Origin of the sequence: Streptomyces candidus, assembly GCF_014207445.1 — a bacterium.
In the GTDB taxonomy this organism is placed as follows: Bacteria; Actinomycetota; Actinomycetes; order Streptomycetales; family Streptomycetaceae; genus Streptomyces; species Streptomyces candidus.
Genome location: NZ_JACHEM010000002.1, coordinates 251,548 through 266,911 on the forward strand (window position 1 = coordinate 251,548; position 15,364 = coordinate 266,911).

General features: G+C 71.6%; 11 protein-coding genes. 4 read left to right on the forward strand and 7 right to left on the reverse strand.

Annotation, left to right across the window (positions count from 1 at the left end; translation table 11 throughout):
* The first annotated feature begins 196 nt into the window (after positions 1 to 196).
* From dxs to HNQ79_RS04130, 3 genes are all read left to right on the forward strand, one after another.
* Positions 197 to 2,116, forward strand: coding sequence for a 1-deoxy-D-xylulose-5-phosphate synthase (gene dxs, locus HNQ79_RS04120; protein ID WP_185026966.1), 1,920 nt, complete (start codon positions 197 to 199; stop codon positions 2,114 to 2,116).
* A gap of 183 nt (positions 2,117 to 2,299) precedes the next feature.
* Positions 2,300 to 3,835: an amino acid permease gene (locus tag HNQ79_RS04125; protein ID WP_373312468.1), complete on the forward strand. Its 1,536-nt coding sequence runs from the start codon at positions 2,300 to 2,302 to the stop codon at positions 3,833 to 3,835.
* 219 nt (positions 3,836 to 4,054) lie between these two features.
* Positions 4,055 to 5,536 (forward strand): glycosyltransferase family 39 protein, encoded by a 1,482-nt coding sequence (locus HNQ79_RS04130; RefSeq protein ID WP_185026968.1) that lies wholly within the window; start codon positions 4,055 to 4,057, stop codon positions 5,534 to 5,536.
* Positions 5,537 to 5,626: 90 nt separating this feature from the next.
* Here HNQ79_RS04130 and HNQ79_RS04135 read toward each other — a convergent pair whose 3' ends face one another.
* From HNQ79_RS04135 to HNQ79_RS04160, 6 genes are all read right to left on the reverse strand, one after another.
* Positions 5,627 to 6,016 (reverse strand): PIN domain-containing protein, encoded by a 390-nt coding sequence (locus HNQ79_RS04135; protein WP_185026970.1) that lies wholly within the window; start codon positions 6,014 to 6,016, stop codon positions 5,627 to 5,629.
* An 87-nt stretch (positions 6,017 to 6,103) separates the two neighbouring features.
* On the reverse strand, positions 6,104 to 8,236 hold the full coding sequence (locus HNQ79_RS04140; RefSeq protein ID WP_185026972.1) for a 3-hydroxyacyl-CoA dehydrogenase NAD-binding domain-containing protein: 2,133 nt from the start codon (positions 8,234 to 8,236) through the stop codon (positions 6,104 to 6,106).
* Complete coding sequence (locus HNQ79_RS04145) at positions 8,233 to 9,453, reverse strand: thiolase family protein (RefSeq protein WP_185026993.1); 1,221 nt, start codon at positions 9,451 to 9,453, stop codon at positions 8,233 to 8,235. The genes HNQ79_RS04140 and HNQ79_RS04145 overlap by 4 nt, the downstream gene beginning before the upstream one ends.
* A gap of 238 nt (positions 9,454 to 9,691) precedes the next feature.
* Positions 9,692 to 10,987 carry a ribonuclease D gene (locus HNQ79_RS04150; protein ID WP_185026995.1) on the reverse strand — a complete coding sequence of 432 codons (1,296 nt, stop codon included), beginning with the start codon at positions 10,985 to 10,987 and terminating at the stop codon, positions 9,692 to 9,694.
* A 144-nt stretch (positions 10,988 to 11,131) separates the two neighbouring features.
* Positions 11,132 to 11,797: a response regulator transcription factor gene (locus HNQ79_RS04155; protein ID WP_185026997.1), complete on the reverse strand. Its 666-nt coding sequence runs from the start codon at positions 11,795 to 11,797 to the stop codon at positions 11,132 to 11,134.
* A 201-nt stretch (positions 11,798 to 11,998) separates the two neighbouring features.
* Positions 11,999 to 12,694: a DUF3000 domain-containing protein gene (locus HNQ79_RS04160; protein ID WP_185027000.1), complete on the reverse strand. Its 696-nt coding sequence runs from the start codon at positions 12,692 to 12,694 to the stop codon at positions 11,999 to 12,001.
* Between the two features lie 91 nt (positions 12,695 to 12,785).
* On the opposite strand from HNQ79_RS04160, the gene hemE reads away from it, so the two are divergent.
* Positions 12,786 to 13,853 carry a uroporphyrinogen decarboxylase gene (gene hemE / locus HNQ79_RS04165; protein ID WP_185027002.1) on the forward strand — a complete coding sequence of 356 codons (1,068 nt, stop codon included), beginning with the start codon at positions 12,786 to 12,788 and terminating at the stop codon, positions 13,851 to 13,853.
* 114 nt (positions 13,854 to 13,967) lie between these two features.
* On the opposite strand, the gene HNQ79_RS04170 is transcribed toward hemE, so the two are convergent.
* Entirely contained in the window at positions 13,968 to 15,356 is a 1,389-nt protein-coding gene (locus HNQ79_RS04170; RefSeq protein ID WP_185027003.1) for an FAD-dependent oxidoreductase, read from the reverse strand.
* Positions 15,357 to 15,364 lie beyond the last annotated feature (8 nt).

Here is a 15,364-nt window from a genome sequence, read left to right on the forward strand (position 1 = left end):
GCAGTCAAACCTGAATGTGCCCGGCACCGACACCCAGGTGCCGGGCACATTCGTGCGTACATGGGTCCGTACGAGTGACACAGTTCGCACATCCCGCCGACCGCCGCCGCGCGCGGAACATTAGACTCGGCAGATCGGCACGACCGTCCACGCACTTGATGTGCACGTAAGCCAGTTCAACCGCTAGGAGGCACGGGTGGCGCTGCTGACCCGCATCAAGGGACCGCGCGATCTGGACCGGCTGACCCCGGAGGAGCTCGACCAGCTCGCTTCGGAGATCAGGACCTTCCTCGTCGACGAGGTGTCCAAGACCGGCGGCCACCTGGGCCCGAACCTGGGCGTGGTCGAACTGACCATCGCCCTGCACCGTGTCTTCGAGTCGCCGAAGGACAAGGTCCTCTGGGACACCGGCCACCAGAGCTACGTGCACAAGCTCCTCACCGGCCGTCAGGACTTCACCCGGCTCAAGATGAAGGGCGGCCTCTCCGGCTACCCGGCGCGCGCCGAGTCCGAGCACGACATCATCGAGAACAGCCACGCCTCGACCGTCCTGGGCTGGGCCGACGGCCTGGCCAAGGCCAACCAGGTGCTCGGTAAGGACGACGCGGTCGTCGCCGTCATCGGTGACGGCGCGCTGACCGGCGGCATGGCCTGGGAGGCGCTGAACAACATCGCCGTCGCCAAGGACCGCCCGCTGGTCATCGTCGTCAACGACAACGAGCGCTCCTACGCGCCCACCATCGGCGGCCTCGCCAACCACCTGGCGACCCTGCGCACCACCGACGGTTACGAGCGCTTCCTCGCCAAGGGCAAGGACCTGCTGGAGCGCACCCCGGTCGTCGGCCGCCCGCTGTACGACACGCTGCACGGCGCGAAGAAGGGCCTGAAGGACTTCATCGCCCCGCAGGGCATGTTCGAGGACCTCGGCATCAAGTACGTCGGCCCGATCGACGGCCACGACATCGAAGCACTCGAATCCGCCCTGCAGCGCGCCAAGCGCTTCGGCGGCCCGGTCATCGTGCACTGCCTCACCGAGAAGGGCCGCGGCTACCAGCCCGCCCTCGCCGACGAGGCGGACCGCTTCCACGCCGTCGGGAAAATCCACCCGGACACCGGCCTGCCGATCGCCTCCTCCGGCGTCGACTGGACCTCGGTCTTCGGCGAGGAGATGGTCAAGCTCGGCAAGGAGCGCAAGGACATCGTCGCGATCACCGCGGCCATGCTGCAGCCGGTCGGCCTGGACAGGTTCGCCAAGGCGTTCCCTGACCGGGTGTACGACGTGGGCATCGCCGAGCAGCACGGTGCCGTCTCCGCGGCGGGTCTCGCCACGGGCGGCCTGCACCCCGTCTTCGCCGTGTATGCGACATTCCTCAATCGTGCCTTCGACCAGGTCCTCATGGACGTGGCCCTCCACAAGTGCGGTGTGACCTTCGTACTGGACCGGGCCGGCGTCACCGGCACCGACGGCGCCTCGCACAACGGCATGTGGGACATGTCGATCCTCCAGGTCGTCCCGACCCTGCGGATCGCCGCCCCGCGCGACGCCGACCAGGTCCGCGCCCAGCTCCGCGAGGCCGTCCAGGTCGAGGACGCCCCGACCGTCGTCCGCTTCTCCAAGGGCGCGGTCGGTCCGGCCGTCAAGGCCGTCGGCAAGGTCGGCGGCATGGACGTCCTGCGCAGGCCCACCGCCGACGCGGCCCGCCCCGACGTCCTCCTCGTGTCGATCGGCGCCCTGGCCCCCATGTGCCTGGAGATCGCCGACCTGCTGGACGCACAGGGCATCTCCTCCACCGTCGTCGACCCCCGCTGGGTCAAGCCGGTCGACGAGGCGATGGCCCCGCTCGCCGAGCAGCACCGGGTCGTCGTCACCGTCGAGGACAACTCCCGCGCCGGAGGCGTCGGCTCCGCCGTCGCGCAGGCCCTGCGCGACGCGGGCGTGGACGTCCCGCTGCGCGACTTCGGCATCCCGCCGGTCTTCCTGGACCACGCCTCCCGCAAGGAGGTCATGGCCGAGATCGGGCTGACCGCCCCGGACATCGCCCGCCAGGTCACCGGCCTGGTCGCGAAGCTCGACGGCCGCCTGGAGAGCGCGACGGCAGAGGTCGCGCGCGACTGACGCACCGACGCGGTCACCTGTGTCCGGGCCGGAGGGAAACCCTCCGGCCCGGACTTCTCCGCACCTTCGCCCCATCGGGTGAAAACATGTTCGCGCAGTCGCGGACCCGCACGAATGATCACGATGATTGCGGGTGACCCTCCACACAGAGGTGGGGACGACCCGACCGGCGGAGGTGCTGCGGTGAGCACGGAACACCAAGGATCCAGGGACCACCAGGGAGCAGCGGGCGCCAGGCAGAACGGCGTCTTCCGCACCAAGACCGTCGAACAGTCGATCCAGGACACCGAAGAGCCGGAGCACGCGCTCAAGAAGTCCCTCTCCGCCTTCGACCTCACGGTCTTCGGTGTCGGTGTCATCATCGGCACCGGCATCTTCGTCCTCACCGGCAAGATCGCCAAGGAGACCGCGGGCCCTTCCGTCGCCCTCGCCTTCGTCGTCGCGGGTGTCGTCTGCGGTCTGGCGGCCCTCTGCTACGCCGAGTTCGCCTCGACCGTCCCGGTCGCGGGATCCGCGTACACGTTCTCGTACGCCTCCCTCGGTGAGCTGCCGGCCTGGATCATCGGCTGGGACCTCGTCCTGGAGCTGGCGCTCGGCTGCGCGGTCGTCGCGGTCGGCTGGTCGGGCTACATGCGCTCGCTCCTCGACACGGCCGGCATCCACCTCCCCGACGTCCTCTCCGGCACCCACGACGGACAGTTCGGCTTCGACCTGCTGGCCTGCGTCCTGGTCCTCCTCCTCACCGCGATCCTGGTCGCCGGCATGAAGCTCTCCTCGCGTGTGACCAGCATCGTCGTCGGCATCAAGGTGACCGTCGTGCTGCTGGTCATCATCGTCGGCGCCTTCTTCATCACCGGCTCGAACTACACGCCCTTCGTCCCGCCCGCCCAGGACGCCGAGGGCGGCAGCGGTCTGACCGCCCCCCTCGTCCAGAGCCTCTTCGGCTTCACCCCGACCAGCTTCGGCGTGATGGGCGTCTTCACCGCGGCGGCCGTCGTCTTCTTCGCGTTCATCGGCTTCGACATCGTCGCCACCGCCGCCGAGGAGACCCGCAACCCGCAGCGCGACGTGCCGCGCGGCATCCTCGGCTCCCTCATCATCTGCACGCTGCTGTACGTGGCGGTCTCGGTTGTCGTCACCGGCATGCAGAAGTACAGCGAACTGTCGACGAACGCCCCGCTCGCCGACGCGTTCAAATCGGTCGGCCACCCCTTCTGGGCGGGCCTGATCAGCTTCGGTGCGGCCGTCGGCCTCACCTCGGTCTGCATGATCCTGCTGCTGGGCCAGTCCCGCGTCTTCTTCGCGATGAGCCGCGACGGCCTCCTTCCGAAGACCTTCTCGCACGTCCACCCGCGCTTCGGCACCCCGTACCGCTCGACGATCCTCCTCGGCGGCCTCGTCGCGGTCGTCGCCGGCTTCACCTCCATCGACGAACTCGCAGAACTCGTCAACATCGGCACGCTCTTCGCCTTCGTCGTGGTCGCGATCGGCGTCGTCATCCTGCGCCGCAAACGCCCCGACCTGCCGCGCTCCTTCCGCACCCCGCTGGTCCCGCTGATCCCCGCCCTCTCCGTCCTCGCCTCCCTCTGGCTGATGCTGAACCTGCCGGGCGAGACGTGGCTGCGGTTCGGGGTGTGGATGCTGGTCGGTGTGGTGCTGTACTTCGTCTACGGCAAACGCCACAGCAAGCTCGACCGAGCCACCCGAAGCGCCCTTTAGCCCCCACGCGGTCGTCCCCTCGGACTGCGGGGGCCGCGGGGCCGCCGCCGTGGGCGCGGGGGTCCCCTGGCGAAGCCGAGTGCCTGGGGAGGGCGGGCCAGGGGGCGGCCCTCCACCGGGCGGCGCCCCCACCTCATGCACGGCTCCCGTAGCCACGAGCCCGCACCGCCCACGCCCCCCACACGAAGCGCCCCGCACCCGTCCGATAACTTTGCCCCCATGCCCGCCGAGCAGCCCGATCCCACCCGCACGCCTTCACGCACGCCCCCGCATACCCCAGCACCCCCCACCACCCCCGGGCCCTACTGGCGGCGCCTGCTCCCCACCCTCCTCGTCCTGGCAACCCTCACCCGACTCCCCTCCTTCCTCCACCCCCTGTGGAACCCGGACGAAGGCTTCCTCGCGACCCAGGCCCGCCGGCTCGCCGCCGGGGGAGTGCTCTACGACACGGTCGTCGACCGCAAGCCCCCCTTCCTGCCCTGGCTGTACGAAGCGGCGTTCGTCCTCTTCGGGGACGCCACCCTCGTCCCGCTCAAGGTCCTCGCGGTCCTCGCCGTCTTCGCCACGGCCGCCCTCCTCGCCTCCCTCGCCCGCCGCCGCTGGGGCGACCGGGCCGGGGCAGTGGCCGGCGTCGGCTTCGTACTCCTGTCGGTCGGCATGCCTCCGGAGGACACCCAGGCGGCGGCCTTCGGGCTCTTCATGCTGCCGTTCACCGCGCTGGCGATGTGGTGCGCCGACCGCGGGTACTGGGTCGCGGCCGGGGCGGCAGTCGCCGCCGCCCTCCTGACCAAGCAGACCGGCGGCGCGGTCCTCGTTCCCGTCCTGTGGCTGCTCCGGTCCACGGCCGACGGGGCCCGGGGCCGGGCCCTGCTCCGTACCCTCGCCGGATTCGCGGTCCCGGTGGCCGCGGTGGCCCTGGCCACCGGGCCCTCCCGCTTCCTGTTCTGGGTGGTCACCGGCTCGGGCTCGTACGCCGACCTCTCCGGCTCCGGGCTGCACGCCCTGGGCCGGGGGCTCGGCAACGCGGCGATCCTGGCGGGCGCGGGCCTCGGCCTCCTGCTTCCCCTCCTGCGCCGCCCGAAGGCCCCCACCGCCGACCTGTGGCTCTGGTTCGCCGCGTCCGCGGTCGCCGTCATGACCGGCTTCCACTTCTTCGGGCACTACTATCTCCAACTCATGCCGCCCCTGGTCCTGCTGGGTACCGCCGCCCTGCAAGCCCTGCCGCGCCGCTGGACGACCACCGCCCTCACCCTCACGGCCCTCGCCTGCGCGGTCTTCGTGACCTGGGGCTTCCTGGCTCCCCGGCCCGAACTCGCGCACGCCCGACGCCTCGCGGACACCATCCGTGCGCGCACGGACCCGGGCGACCGCGTCCTGATCTGGGGCATGCACCCGGAGACGTACTGGCTCGCCGACCGCACCCCCGCGAGCCGCTACCTGACCGCGGGCCTGCTCACCAACTTCAGTGGCGGACGCGGCACCGGTTCCCTGGTCGGCGAGGAGTACGGAGTCGAAGGCAGCTGGCCGACCCTCCGCGCGGAACTCGCCGCGCACCCCCCGGCGCTCGTCGTCGACGACTCCCGGGGCAAGCCGTACTCCCCGGAACGGCTGCCGACGCTGCGGCGCATCCTGCAGGAGTCGTACGTACGGGCCGGAACGCTCGACGGCGCGGTCATCTACGTACGCGCGCACACACCCTGACAGGCGGAGCGGCTCCGGACAGCGGCCCTCACGTACGCGCGAACGCGGCCCGACGGGCGGGCGCCGTACCGCGCAGGGCCGCGGGGGCCGCTACCCGCGTACCGTCCGCGGGCCCACGCACCGCGCCCCGTGGGCCTCCACCCGACGCCTCAGCTCACGGTCCGCCGTGACGACGACGCAGTCCTGCGCCGGATCGCGCCCCGCGACGACCTCCACGATCCGGTCGTCCCCGCTCCCGGATGCCGCCACGACCCGCACGCCCGGCACGGACTCCACGCCCCGGGCCGCGCCCTCCACCACCAGCACGATCTCGACGGGTCCCGGCCACCCGGCGACCCCGTCCGCGGCGTACGCGGGCAGCCGGTCCCGCAGCCGCTCGGCCGCACCGCGCCGGTCCTTCCACCAGCCGTCGGGCACCGACCCGACGACGTTGGCGGCATCGACGACGACGAGGGTCTGCGCAGGCTGGACAGCTGTCATGGGCCCAGCCTCGCACGCCCCGAACCCGCGCCGTACGACGAAGGGGCCGCACCGGATGTCACCGGTGCGGCCCCTTCCTCGCGAACGCTACGCGGGCACGCTCGCCACGCCCTGCGCCAGGAACTTCCTGCCGGTGGCGCGCTCCGAGTAGCCCTCACGGTCCAGGTACGGCGTGATGCCGCCCAGGTGGAAGGGCCAGCCCGCGCCGGTGATCAGGCACAGGTCGATGTCCTGGGGCTCGGCCACGACGCCCTCGTCGAGCATCAGGCGGATCTCCTGCGCGACCGCGTCCATGACCCGGGTGCGGACCTGCTCCTCGGTCAGGACGGAGTCGCCCTGCTTGAGGAGCGCGGCGACCTCGGGGTCAAGCTCGGGCTTGCCCGAGTCGTAGACGTAGAAGCCGCGCTTGCCGGCCTTGACCACGGCGGCCAGGTTCGGCGAGACCGTGAAGCGGTCCGGGAAGGCCCGGTTCAGGGTCTCGGAGACGTGCAGGCCGATGGCCGGGCCGACCAGCTCCAGGAGGACCAGCGGCGACATCGGGAGACCGAGGGGCTCGACGGCCTTCTCGGCGACGGCGACCGGGGTGCCCTCGTCGATGACGTTCTGGATCTCGCCCATGAAGCGGGTCAGGATGCGGTTGACCACGAACGCCGGGGCGTCCTTGACCAGGACGGCCGACTTCTTCAGCTTGCGCGCGACACCGAAGGCGGTGGCCAGCGACGCGTCGTCCGTCTTCTCGCCCCGGACGATCTCCAGCAGCGGGAGGACCGCGACCGGGTTGAAGAAGTGGAAGCCGACGACCCGCTCGGGGTGCTGGAGCTTCGACGCCATCTCGGTGATGGAGAGGGAGGAGGTGTTCGTGGCGAGGATCGCGTGGGCGGGGGCGACCGCCTCGACCTCCGCGAACACCTGCTGCTTGACCGACATCTCCTCGAAGACCGCTTCGATGACGAAGTCGGCGTCGGCGAAGCCCTCGGCCTTGTCCAGGACACCGGTGACCAGGGCCTTGAGGCGGTTGGCCTTGTCCTGGTTGATCCGGCCCTTGCCGCGGAGCTTCTCGATCTCCGTGTGGACGTAGCCCACGCCCTTGTCGATGCGCTCCTGGTCGATGTCGGTCAGGACGACCGGCACCTCCAGGCGGCGCAGGAACAGGAGGGCGAGCTGCGAGGCCATCAGGCCCGCACCGACGACGCCGACCTTGGTGACCGGGCGCGCCAGGGACTTGTCCGGGGCACCGGCCGGGCGCTTGGCGCGCTTCTGGACCAGGTTGAACGCGTAGATGCCGGAGCGGAGTTCGCCGCCCATGATCAGGTCGGCGAGGGCCTGGTCCTCGGCGTCGAAGCCGGCGGCCAGGTCACCGGACTTGGCGGCCTCGATGATGTCCAGCGCGCGGTAGGCGGCCGGGGCCGCGCCGTGCACCTTGGAGTCGGCGACGAAGCGGCCACGGGCCACGGCCGCGTCCCACGCCTCGCCGCGGTCGATCTCCGGGCGCTGCACCTGGAGTTCGCCGCGCAGGACCGCGGAGGTCCAGATGAGCGACTGCTCCAGGAAGTCGGCGCCCTCGAAGATCGCGTCGGCGATGCCCAGCTCGTAGACCTGTCCGGCCTTGAGCTGGCGGTTCTGGTTCAGCGAGTTCTCGATGATGACCGAGACGGCCTTGTCCGCGCCGATCAGGTTGGGCAGAAGGGCGCAGCCGCCCCAGCCCGGGACCAGACCGAGGAAGACCTCGGGCAGCGAGAACGCCGCGATCGAGGAGGAGACGGTGCGGTACGAGCAGTGCAGGCCGACCTCGACGCCGCCGCCCATCGCCGCGCCGTTGTAGTACGCGAAGGTGGGGACCGCGAGGTGCGAGAGGCGGCGGAAGACGTCGTGGCCGCCCTTGCCGATGGCGAGCGCGTCCTCGTGGCGCTTCAGCAGTTCCACGCCCTTGAGGTCGGCGCCGACCGCGAAGATGAACGGCTTGCCGGTGATGCCGATGCCGACGATGGTGCCCTCGGCGGCCTCCTTCTCGACCTGGTCGACGGCGGCGTCGAGGTTCGCCAGCGACTGGGGGCCGAAGGTGGTCGGCTTGGTGTGGTCCAGCCCGTTGTCCAGGGTGATGAGGGCGAAGTTGCCCCCGCCGCCCGGGAGTTCCAGGTGGCGTACGTGCGCCTGGGTGACGACCTCGTCCGGGAACAGCTCGGCCGCGCCCTTCAAGAGCTCAGAGGTAGGGGTGCTCACTTGTTGCCTCCGTCGAAGTGCGGGTTCTCCCAGATGACCGTTCCGCCCATGCCGAAGCCGACGCACATGCTCGTCAGGCCGTAGCGGACGTGCGGCTGGTCCTCGAACTGCCGGGCCAGCTGCGTCATCAGACGTACGCCGGAGGAGGCGAGGGGGTGGCCGAAGGCGATGGCGCCGCCGTACTGGTTCACCCGCGCGTCGTCCTCGGGGATGCCGAAGTGGTCGAGCATGGCCAGCACCTGCACGGCGAAGGCCTCGTTGATCTCGAACAGGCCGATGTCGCCGATCGTCAGGCCCGCCTTGGCGAGGGCCTTCTCGGTCGCCGGGACCGGGCCGATGCCCATGACCTCGGGCTCGACGCCCGCGAAGGCGTACGAGACCAGGCGCATCTTGACCGGGAGGCCGAGCTCGCGCGCGACGTCCTCGGCGGCGATCAGGGACGCGGTGGCGCCGTCGTTCAGACCGGCGGCGTTACCGGCGGTGACGCGGCCGTGCGGGCGGAACGGCGTCTTGAGGCCCGCGAGGGACTCCAGGGTCGTACCCGGGCGCATCGGCTCGTCGGCGGTGGCCAGGCCCCAGCCGGTCTCGCCTGCCTCGGCGTTCGTGCGGCGCACGGCCACCGGCACCAGGTCGGCCTGGATCTTGCCGTCCGCGTACGCCTTGGCGGCCTTCTCCTGCGAGCGCACCGCGTACTCGTCGGCGCGCTGCTTGGAGATGCCGGGGTAGCGGTCGTGCAGGTTCTCTGCGGTCATGCCCATGAAGAGGGCCGACTCGTCGACGAGCTTGTCGGAGACGAAGCGCGGGTTGGGGTCGACGCCCTCACCCATGGGGTGGCGGCCCATGTGCTCGACACCACCGGCGACGGCGATGTCGTACGCACCGAGGGACACGCCGCCCGCGACGGCCGTCACGGCGGTCATCGCGCCGGCGCACATGCGGTCGATCGAGTAGCCGGGGACGCTCGTCGGCAGGCCGGCGAGGATGCCCGCGGTGCGGCCCAGGGTGAGGCCCTGGTCGCCGATCTGCGTGGTCGCGGCGAGGGCGACCTCGTCGATGCGTGCGGGGTCGAGGTCCGGGTTGCGGCGCAGCAGCTCCCGGATCGCCTTCACGACGAGATCGTCGGCCCGGGTCTCGTGGTAGATGCCCTTCGGGCCCGCCTTGCCGAACGGGGTGCGGACGCCGTCGACGAAGACGACGTCCCTGACGGTACGAGGCACGATTGGCTCTCCTCCGGGGTGCGGGGTGTGCTGCTGCCGGTGTACGGATACGCCGAGGTGGACGCGTCCGCACACCCATCATGCTACTTACGAGTAACCAAGCTGCCCAGTCCCCACGGCCGGAGCGGTGAAGGTCACACTCCGGACGCGGCATTCGGACGCCGTTGCCCGCCCCGTTGCGCACGGCAGCCCCCGGCCGTGGTGACGGCCGGGGGCTGCGGAGTGCGGGGTACGGAGGTCAGGACTCCTCCACCGGAGCGGGCGCGGTGGCGGCGAGGGCCTTCGCGAGGAGTGGGGCGACCAGCTCGATCTGCCACTGCCTCGCCCCGTACGACGCCAGCGCCTCGGCCACCTTCTCCTCCGTCGCGGGCTTCGGCGGTTCCCAGCAGACCCGGCGCACGGTGTCCGGGGTGACCAGGTTCTCCTGCGGCATGTTGATCTCCTCGGCCTGCGCCGAGACCGCCGCCCGTGCTGCCGAGAGCCGGGCCGCCGCGGCAGGGTCCTTGTCGGCCCAGGAGCGGGGCGGCGGGGGGCCCGCCACCGCCTGTCCCGGCTGAGGGAGCTCGATGTCGGGCAGGGCCTTGGCGCGGTCGATCGCCGCCTGCCACTGCTCGAGCTGGCGCCGGCTCATCCGGTTGCCGAAGCCCGGCAGGGCGGCGAGCGCGTTGGCGTTGAGGGGTACGGCCAGCGAGGCCTCGACGATCGCCGAGTCGCTCAGCACCTTGCCGGGCGACACGTCGCGCCGCTGCGCGATCGCGTCGCGGGCGGGCCACAGCTCCCGGACGACCGCCAGCCGACGACGGCCGCGGACCTTGTGCATCCCCGAGGTGCGGCGCCACGGGTCCTTGCGCGGCGGCGCGGGCGGCGCCTCGGCGATCGCCCGGAACTCCTGCAGGGCCCAGTCCAGCTTGCCCTGGCGGTCCAGCTCCTTCTCCAGGGCGTCGCGCAGGTCGACGAGGAGCTCCACGTCGAGGGCGGCGTAGCGCAGCCACGGTTCGGGGAGCGGGCGGGTGGACCAGTCGACGGCGGAGTGGCCCTTCTCCAGGGCGTACCCGAGGAGATTTTCGACGATCGCGCCGAGGCCGACGCGCGGAACGCCCGCAAGGCGGCCCGCCAGCTCGGTGTCGAAGATGCGGGTGGGGATCATGCCTATTTCGCGCAGGCACGGGAGGTCCTGGGTCGCCGCGTGCAGCACCCACTCCGCGTCGGCGATGGCGTCGCCCAGGGCGGTGAGGTCGGGACAGCCGACCGGGTCGATCAGCGCGCTGCCCGCACCCTCGCGGCGCAGCTGCACGAGGTAGGCCCGCTGCCCGTACCGGTAGCCGGACGCGCGTTCGGCGTCCACGGCCACGGGGCCGGTTCCGGCCGCGAAGGCGGCGATGACTTCGTCGAGGGCCTCCTGCGTCGCCACCACGGGGGGAACGCCCTCGCGTGGTGCCAGCAACGGGATCGGCGCCGGTTCGACGTCGTCCGGGGGAGCGCCCCCGGTGGTTCGCAGGTCTGCTTCTGCTGCGGTCTCTTGGGCGTCGGTCACTTGCCCAGGGTATCTGTGTATGACAGAAGCCCGGCGACGGAACGTTCCGTCGCCGGGCTCGGGGTGTCGGGGGACACCTGTCATACGGTCGGGCGGTGCCCGTCCGGGTGCCTGGAGGTTCACCCGGCCAAGGCGCCCGGGGGGTCAGTGGATGATGCCGGTGCGCAGTGCGACGGCGACCATGCCGGCCCGGTCGCCCGTGCCGAGCTTGCGGGCGATGCGTGCCAGGTGGCTCTTGACGGTCAGGGCGGACAGGCCCATCGAGACGCCGATGGCCTTGTTGGACTGGCCCTCCGCGACGAGGCGCAGTACTTCGACCTCGCGGCCGGAGAGCTCGCGGTAGCCGCCCGGGTGGTTGGGGGAGCCCGGCGGACGGCGGTGCATGCGGGCGGCCGCGGCACCGATGGGGGCGGCGCCGGGGCGGCCGGGGTGGTGGCCGATGGCGTTGCGGGTGCCGGTGACGACATAGCCCTTCACACCGCCGGCGAGGGCGTTGCGCACGGCGCCGATGTCGTCGGCCGCGGACAGGGCCAGCCCGTTGGGCCAGCCCGCCGCTCTGGTCTCTGACAGCAGGGTGAGGCCGGAACCGTCGGGGAGGTGGACGTCGGCGACGCAGATGTCACGGGGGTGGCCGATGCGGGGGCGGGCCTCGGCGATGGAGGACGCTTCGATGACGTCACGGACTCCGAGGGCCCACAGGTGGCGGGTGACGGTGGAGCGGACGCGCGGGTCGGCCACGACGACCATGGCGGTCGGCTTGGTCGGCCGGTAGGCGCCAAGGCTTGCGGGCTGCTCAAGGAGAACGGACACCAGGCCTCCGGGGGGAGTGGCGGGAAGGCTCCGGCTTGAGAGGGTCAAGCCGGGGCGAACCGTGCTGGAAGGGTCAATGACCTCTTCGGCAGCAATCCCGCCCGGCTTTAGGGAAAGATCACAAATTGATGAGTAACAATTCGGGCAATTAGGACGGGCGATCGAGGGGGTCCCTGACCCGGGCGGTCGGTGGAGAGGCCGTCAGGGCGTCTGCGGACCGCGCCGCTGCGGGAGCGACACCACGCCCGGCACATTCTGCAGCCCCTGCTCGGGCCCGGCCGCCGGGGCCGGGGGCAGACCCGCGACCTGGCACAGCAGGTCGCACCACGCGGCGAGGTGGGACGCCGTGTCCGGCACGCCGCCGAGCCCCTCGCGCGGCGTCCAGGACGCCCGGATCTCGATCTGGGTCGCGGGCCTGCGGCCGGACAGGCCCCCGAAGTAGTGCGAACCCGCCCGGGTGACCGTGCCGCTCGCCTCCCCGTACGACAGACCCCGCGCCTCCATCGCGCCGGTCAGCCACGACCAGCACACCTCGGGCAGCAGCGGATCGGCTGCCATCTCCGGTTCCAGCTCCGCCCGTACGAGCGTCACCAGGCGGAAGGTGCCCTGCCAGGCGTCGTGTCCTGCCGGGTCGTGCAGCAGGATCAGACGGCCGTCGGCCAGGTCCTCGTCGCCGTCTACGACGGCCGACTCCAGCGCGTACGCGTACGGGGCGAGCCGCTTGGGTGGCTTGGTCGGGTCGATCTCCACCTCGGGACGCAGCCGGGCGGCGCGCAGCGCGTCCACCGCCTGACGGAACGGGAGCGGGGCGGTGTTGTCCTCCATGTCTTCCCTGCTGTTGCTGCCGTGCGAGTGACCGTGCGCGTCATCTGAAAATCGTCCCTGAGCCGGAGCCATGCGGGGAAGGGTAGGCGGAAGGGGGACCCGACAGCGGGAGAGACACCCGGCCCGGGGCGAGTGCTTCTCGGCGCGTGCGAAGATTCTGGGCGTGAGTGCCAACCAAAGCCCCACGGGCCGACCGCAGAGCAAGACGTACGACTCCGCCTTCATGAAGGCGTGCAGGCGCGAGGCGGTGCCGCACACGCCGGTGTGGTTCATGCGGCAGGCGGGGCGCTCGCTGCCCGAGTACCTGAAGGTGCGCGAGGGAGTCCCGATGCTGGAGTCGTGCATGCGGCCCGAGCTGGTCAAGGAGATCACCCTCCAGCCGGTGCGCCGCCACAAGGTCGACGCGGCCATCTACTTCAGCGACATCGTCGTCCCGCTCAAGGCGATCGGCGTCGACCTCGACATCAAGCCGGGCGTCGGACCGGTGGTCGCCGAGCCCATCCGCACCCGCGCCGACCTGGACCGCCTCCGTGACCTGACCCCCGACGACGTCTGGTACGTCCGTGAGGCGATCGGGATGCTGGTGGAGGAACTGGGCGAGACCCCGCTGATCGGCTTCGCGGGCGCGCCCTTCACCCTGGCCAGTTACCTCGTGGAGGGCGGCCCGTCCCGCAACCACGAGAACACCAAGGCCATGATGTACGGCGACCCGCAGCTGTGGGCCGACCTCGTGGACCGGCTGGCGGACATCACCGGCGCGTTCCTGAAGGTGCAGATCGAGGCGGGCGCCTCGGCCGTCCAGCTCTTCGACTCCTGGGTGGGGGCGCTGGCCCCCGCCGACTACGTGCGGTCCGTGCTGCCCGCCTCCGCGAAGGTCTTCGACGCGGTCGCCCCGTACGACGTGCCGCGCATCCACTTCGGCGTGGGCACCGGCGAGCTGCTCGGCCTGATGGGCGAGGCCGGCGCGGACGTCGTCGGCGTCGACTGGCGGGTGCCGCTGGACGAGGCGGCCCGCCGGGTCGGCCCGGGCAAGGCGCTCCAGGGGAACCTGGACCCCGCCGTCCTCTTCGCCGGCCCGCAGGCCGTGCAGGCGAAGACGGACGAGGTGCTGGCCGCGGCGAAGGACCTGGAGGGCCACGTCTTCAACCTCGGCCACGGGGTGCTGCCGTCGATGGACCCGGACGCGCTCTCGCGGCTCGTGGAGTACGTCCACACGCGGACCGCTCGCTGACGGAGGCCGACGGAGCACGGGGGCCTCGCCCCGGCGTGGCCCCGCCTCCGCCGGAGCGACGCTCTCGTACAGCCCTCTGCAACTCCCCGTCGCACGACGGCAGCTGACGGTCGGTCAGCCGCCGGCCTGCCGTACCGCCGCGACTGCCTTGCGGGCGGCGACCAGGACCGGGTCCCAGACCGGGGAGAACGGCGGGGCGTATCCCAGGTCCAGGGCGGTCATCTGATCGACCGTCATGCCCGCGGTCAGCGCCACGGCCGCGACGTCCACGCGTTTGCCCGCGCCCTCGCGGCCCACGATCTGGACGCCGAGGAGCCGGCCGGTGCGCCGCTCGGCGATCATCTTGACGGTCATGAGGGAGGCGCCGGGGTAGTAGCCGGCCCGGCTCGTCGACTCGACGCGGACGGTGACGAACTGCAGGCCCTCCGCCCTGGCGTCCTTCTCGCGCAGGCCGGTACGGGCGATCTCCAGGTCGCAGACCTTGCTGACGGCGGTGCCCACGACGCCCGGGAAGGTGGCGTAACCGCCGCCGGCGTTGGAGCCGATGACCTGGCCGTGCTTGTTGGCGTGCGTGCCCAGGGCGATGTGCCGCAGCTGGCCCGACACCAGGTCCAGGACCTCGACGCAGTCGCCGCCCGCCCAGATGTTCTCGGAACCGCGCACCCGCATGGACAGATCGGTGAGCAGGCCGCCGGACGGACCGAGCGGGAGTCCCGCCTTCTCGGCGAGCGTGGTCTCCGGCTCCACGCCGATGCCGAGTACGACGACGTCCGCCGGGTATTCGGCGTCCTCGGTGGCGACTCCGCTGACCCGGCCGTCGTCGCCGGTGAGGATCTTGCTGACCTCGGCGCCGGACACGGTGGTGATGCCCATGCCGTTCATCGCCTCGTGGACCAGGGCGCCCATGTCCGCGTCGAGGGTGGCCATCGGCTGTTCGCCCCGGTTGAGGACGGTGACCTCGTAGCCGCGGTGCAGGAGTGCCTCGGCCATCTCGACGCCGATGTAACCGGCGCCCACGACCACCGCGCGACGGCCCTCGGTCTTCTCCAGGGTGTGGATCAGGGACTGGCCGTCCTCCAGGTTCTGCACCCCGTGCACACCGGGCGCGTCGATGCCGGGGATCGGCGGACGGACCGGGCGGGCGCCCGTGGCGATGACGAGCTTGTCGTAAGCGGTCCAGACGTCGTTGCCGGTCTTGAGGTTGCGGGACCTGACGCGGTGGTTCGCCGGGTCGATCGCGGTGACCTCGGTCTGCATGCGCAGGTCGATGTCCCGCGCGCGGTGCTCCTCGGGCGTACGGGCGATCAGGTCGTCCACGGACGACACCTCACCGCCCACCCAGTACGGAATGCCGCAGGCGGAGTACGAGGTGAAATGGCCGCGCTCGAACGCGATGATCTTGAGGGCGTCCGGTCCCTTGAGGCGGCGGGCCTGGGAGGCGGCGGACATGCCGGTGGCGTCGCCGCCGATGACGAGGAGGGTCTCGGGCGAGGTGGTGGTCATGGCCACAC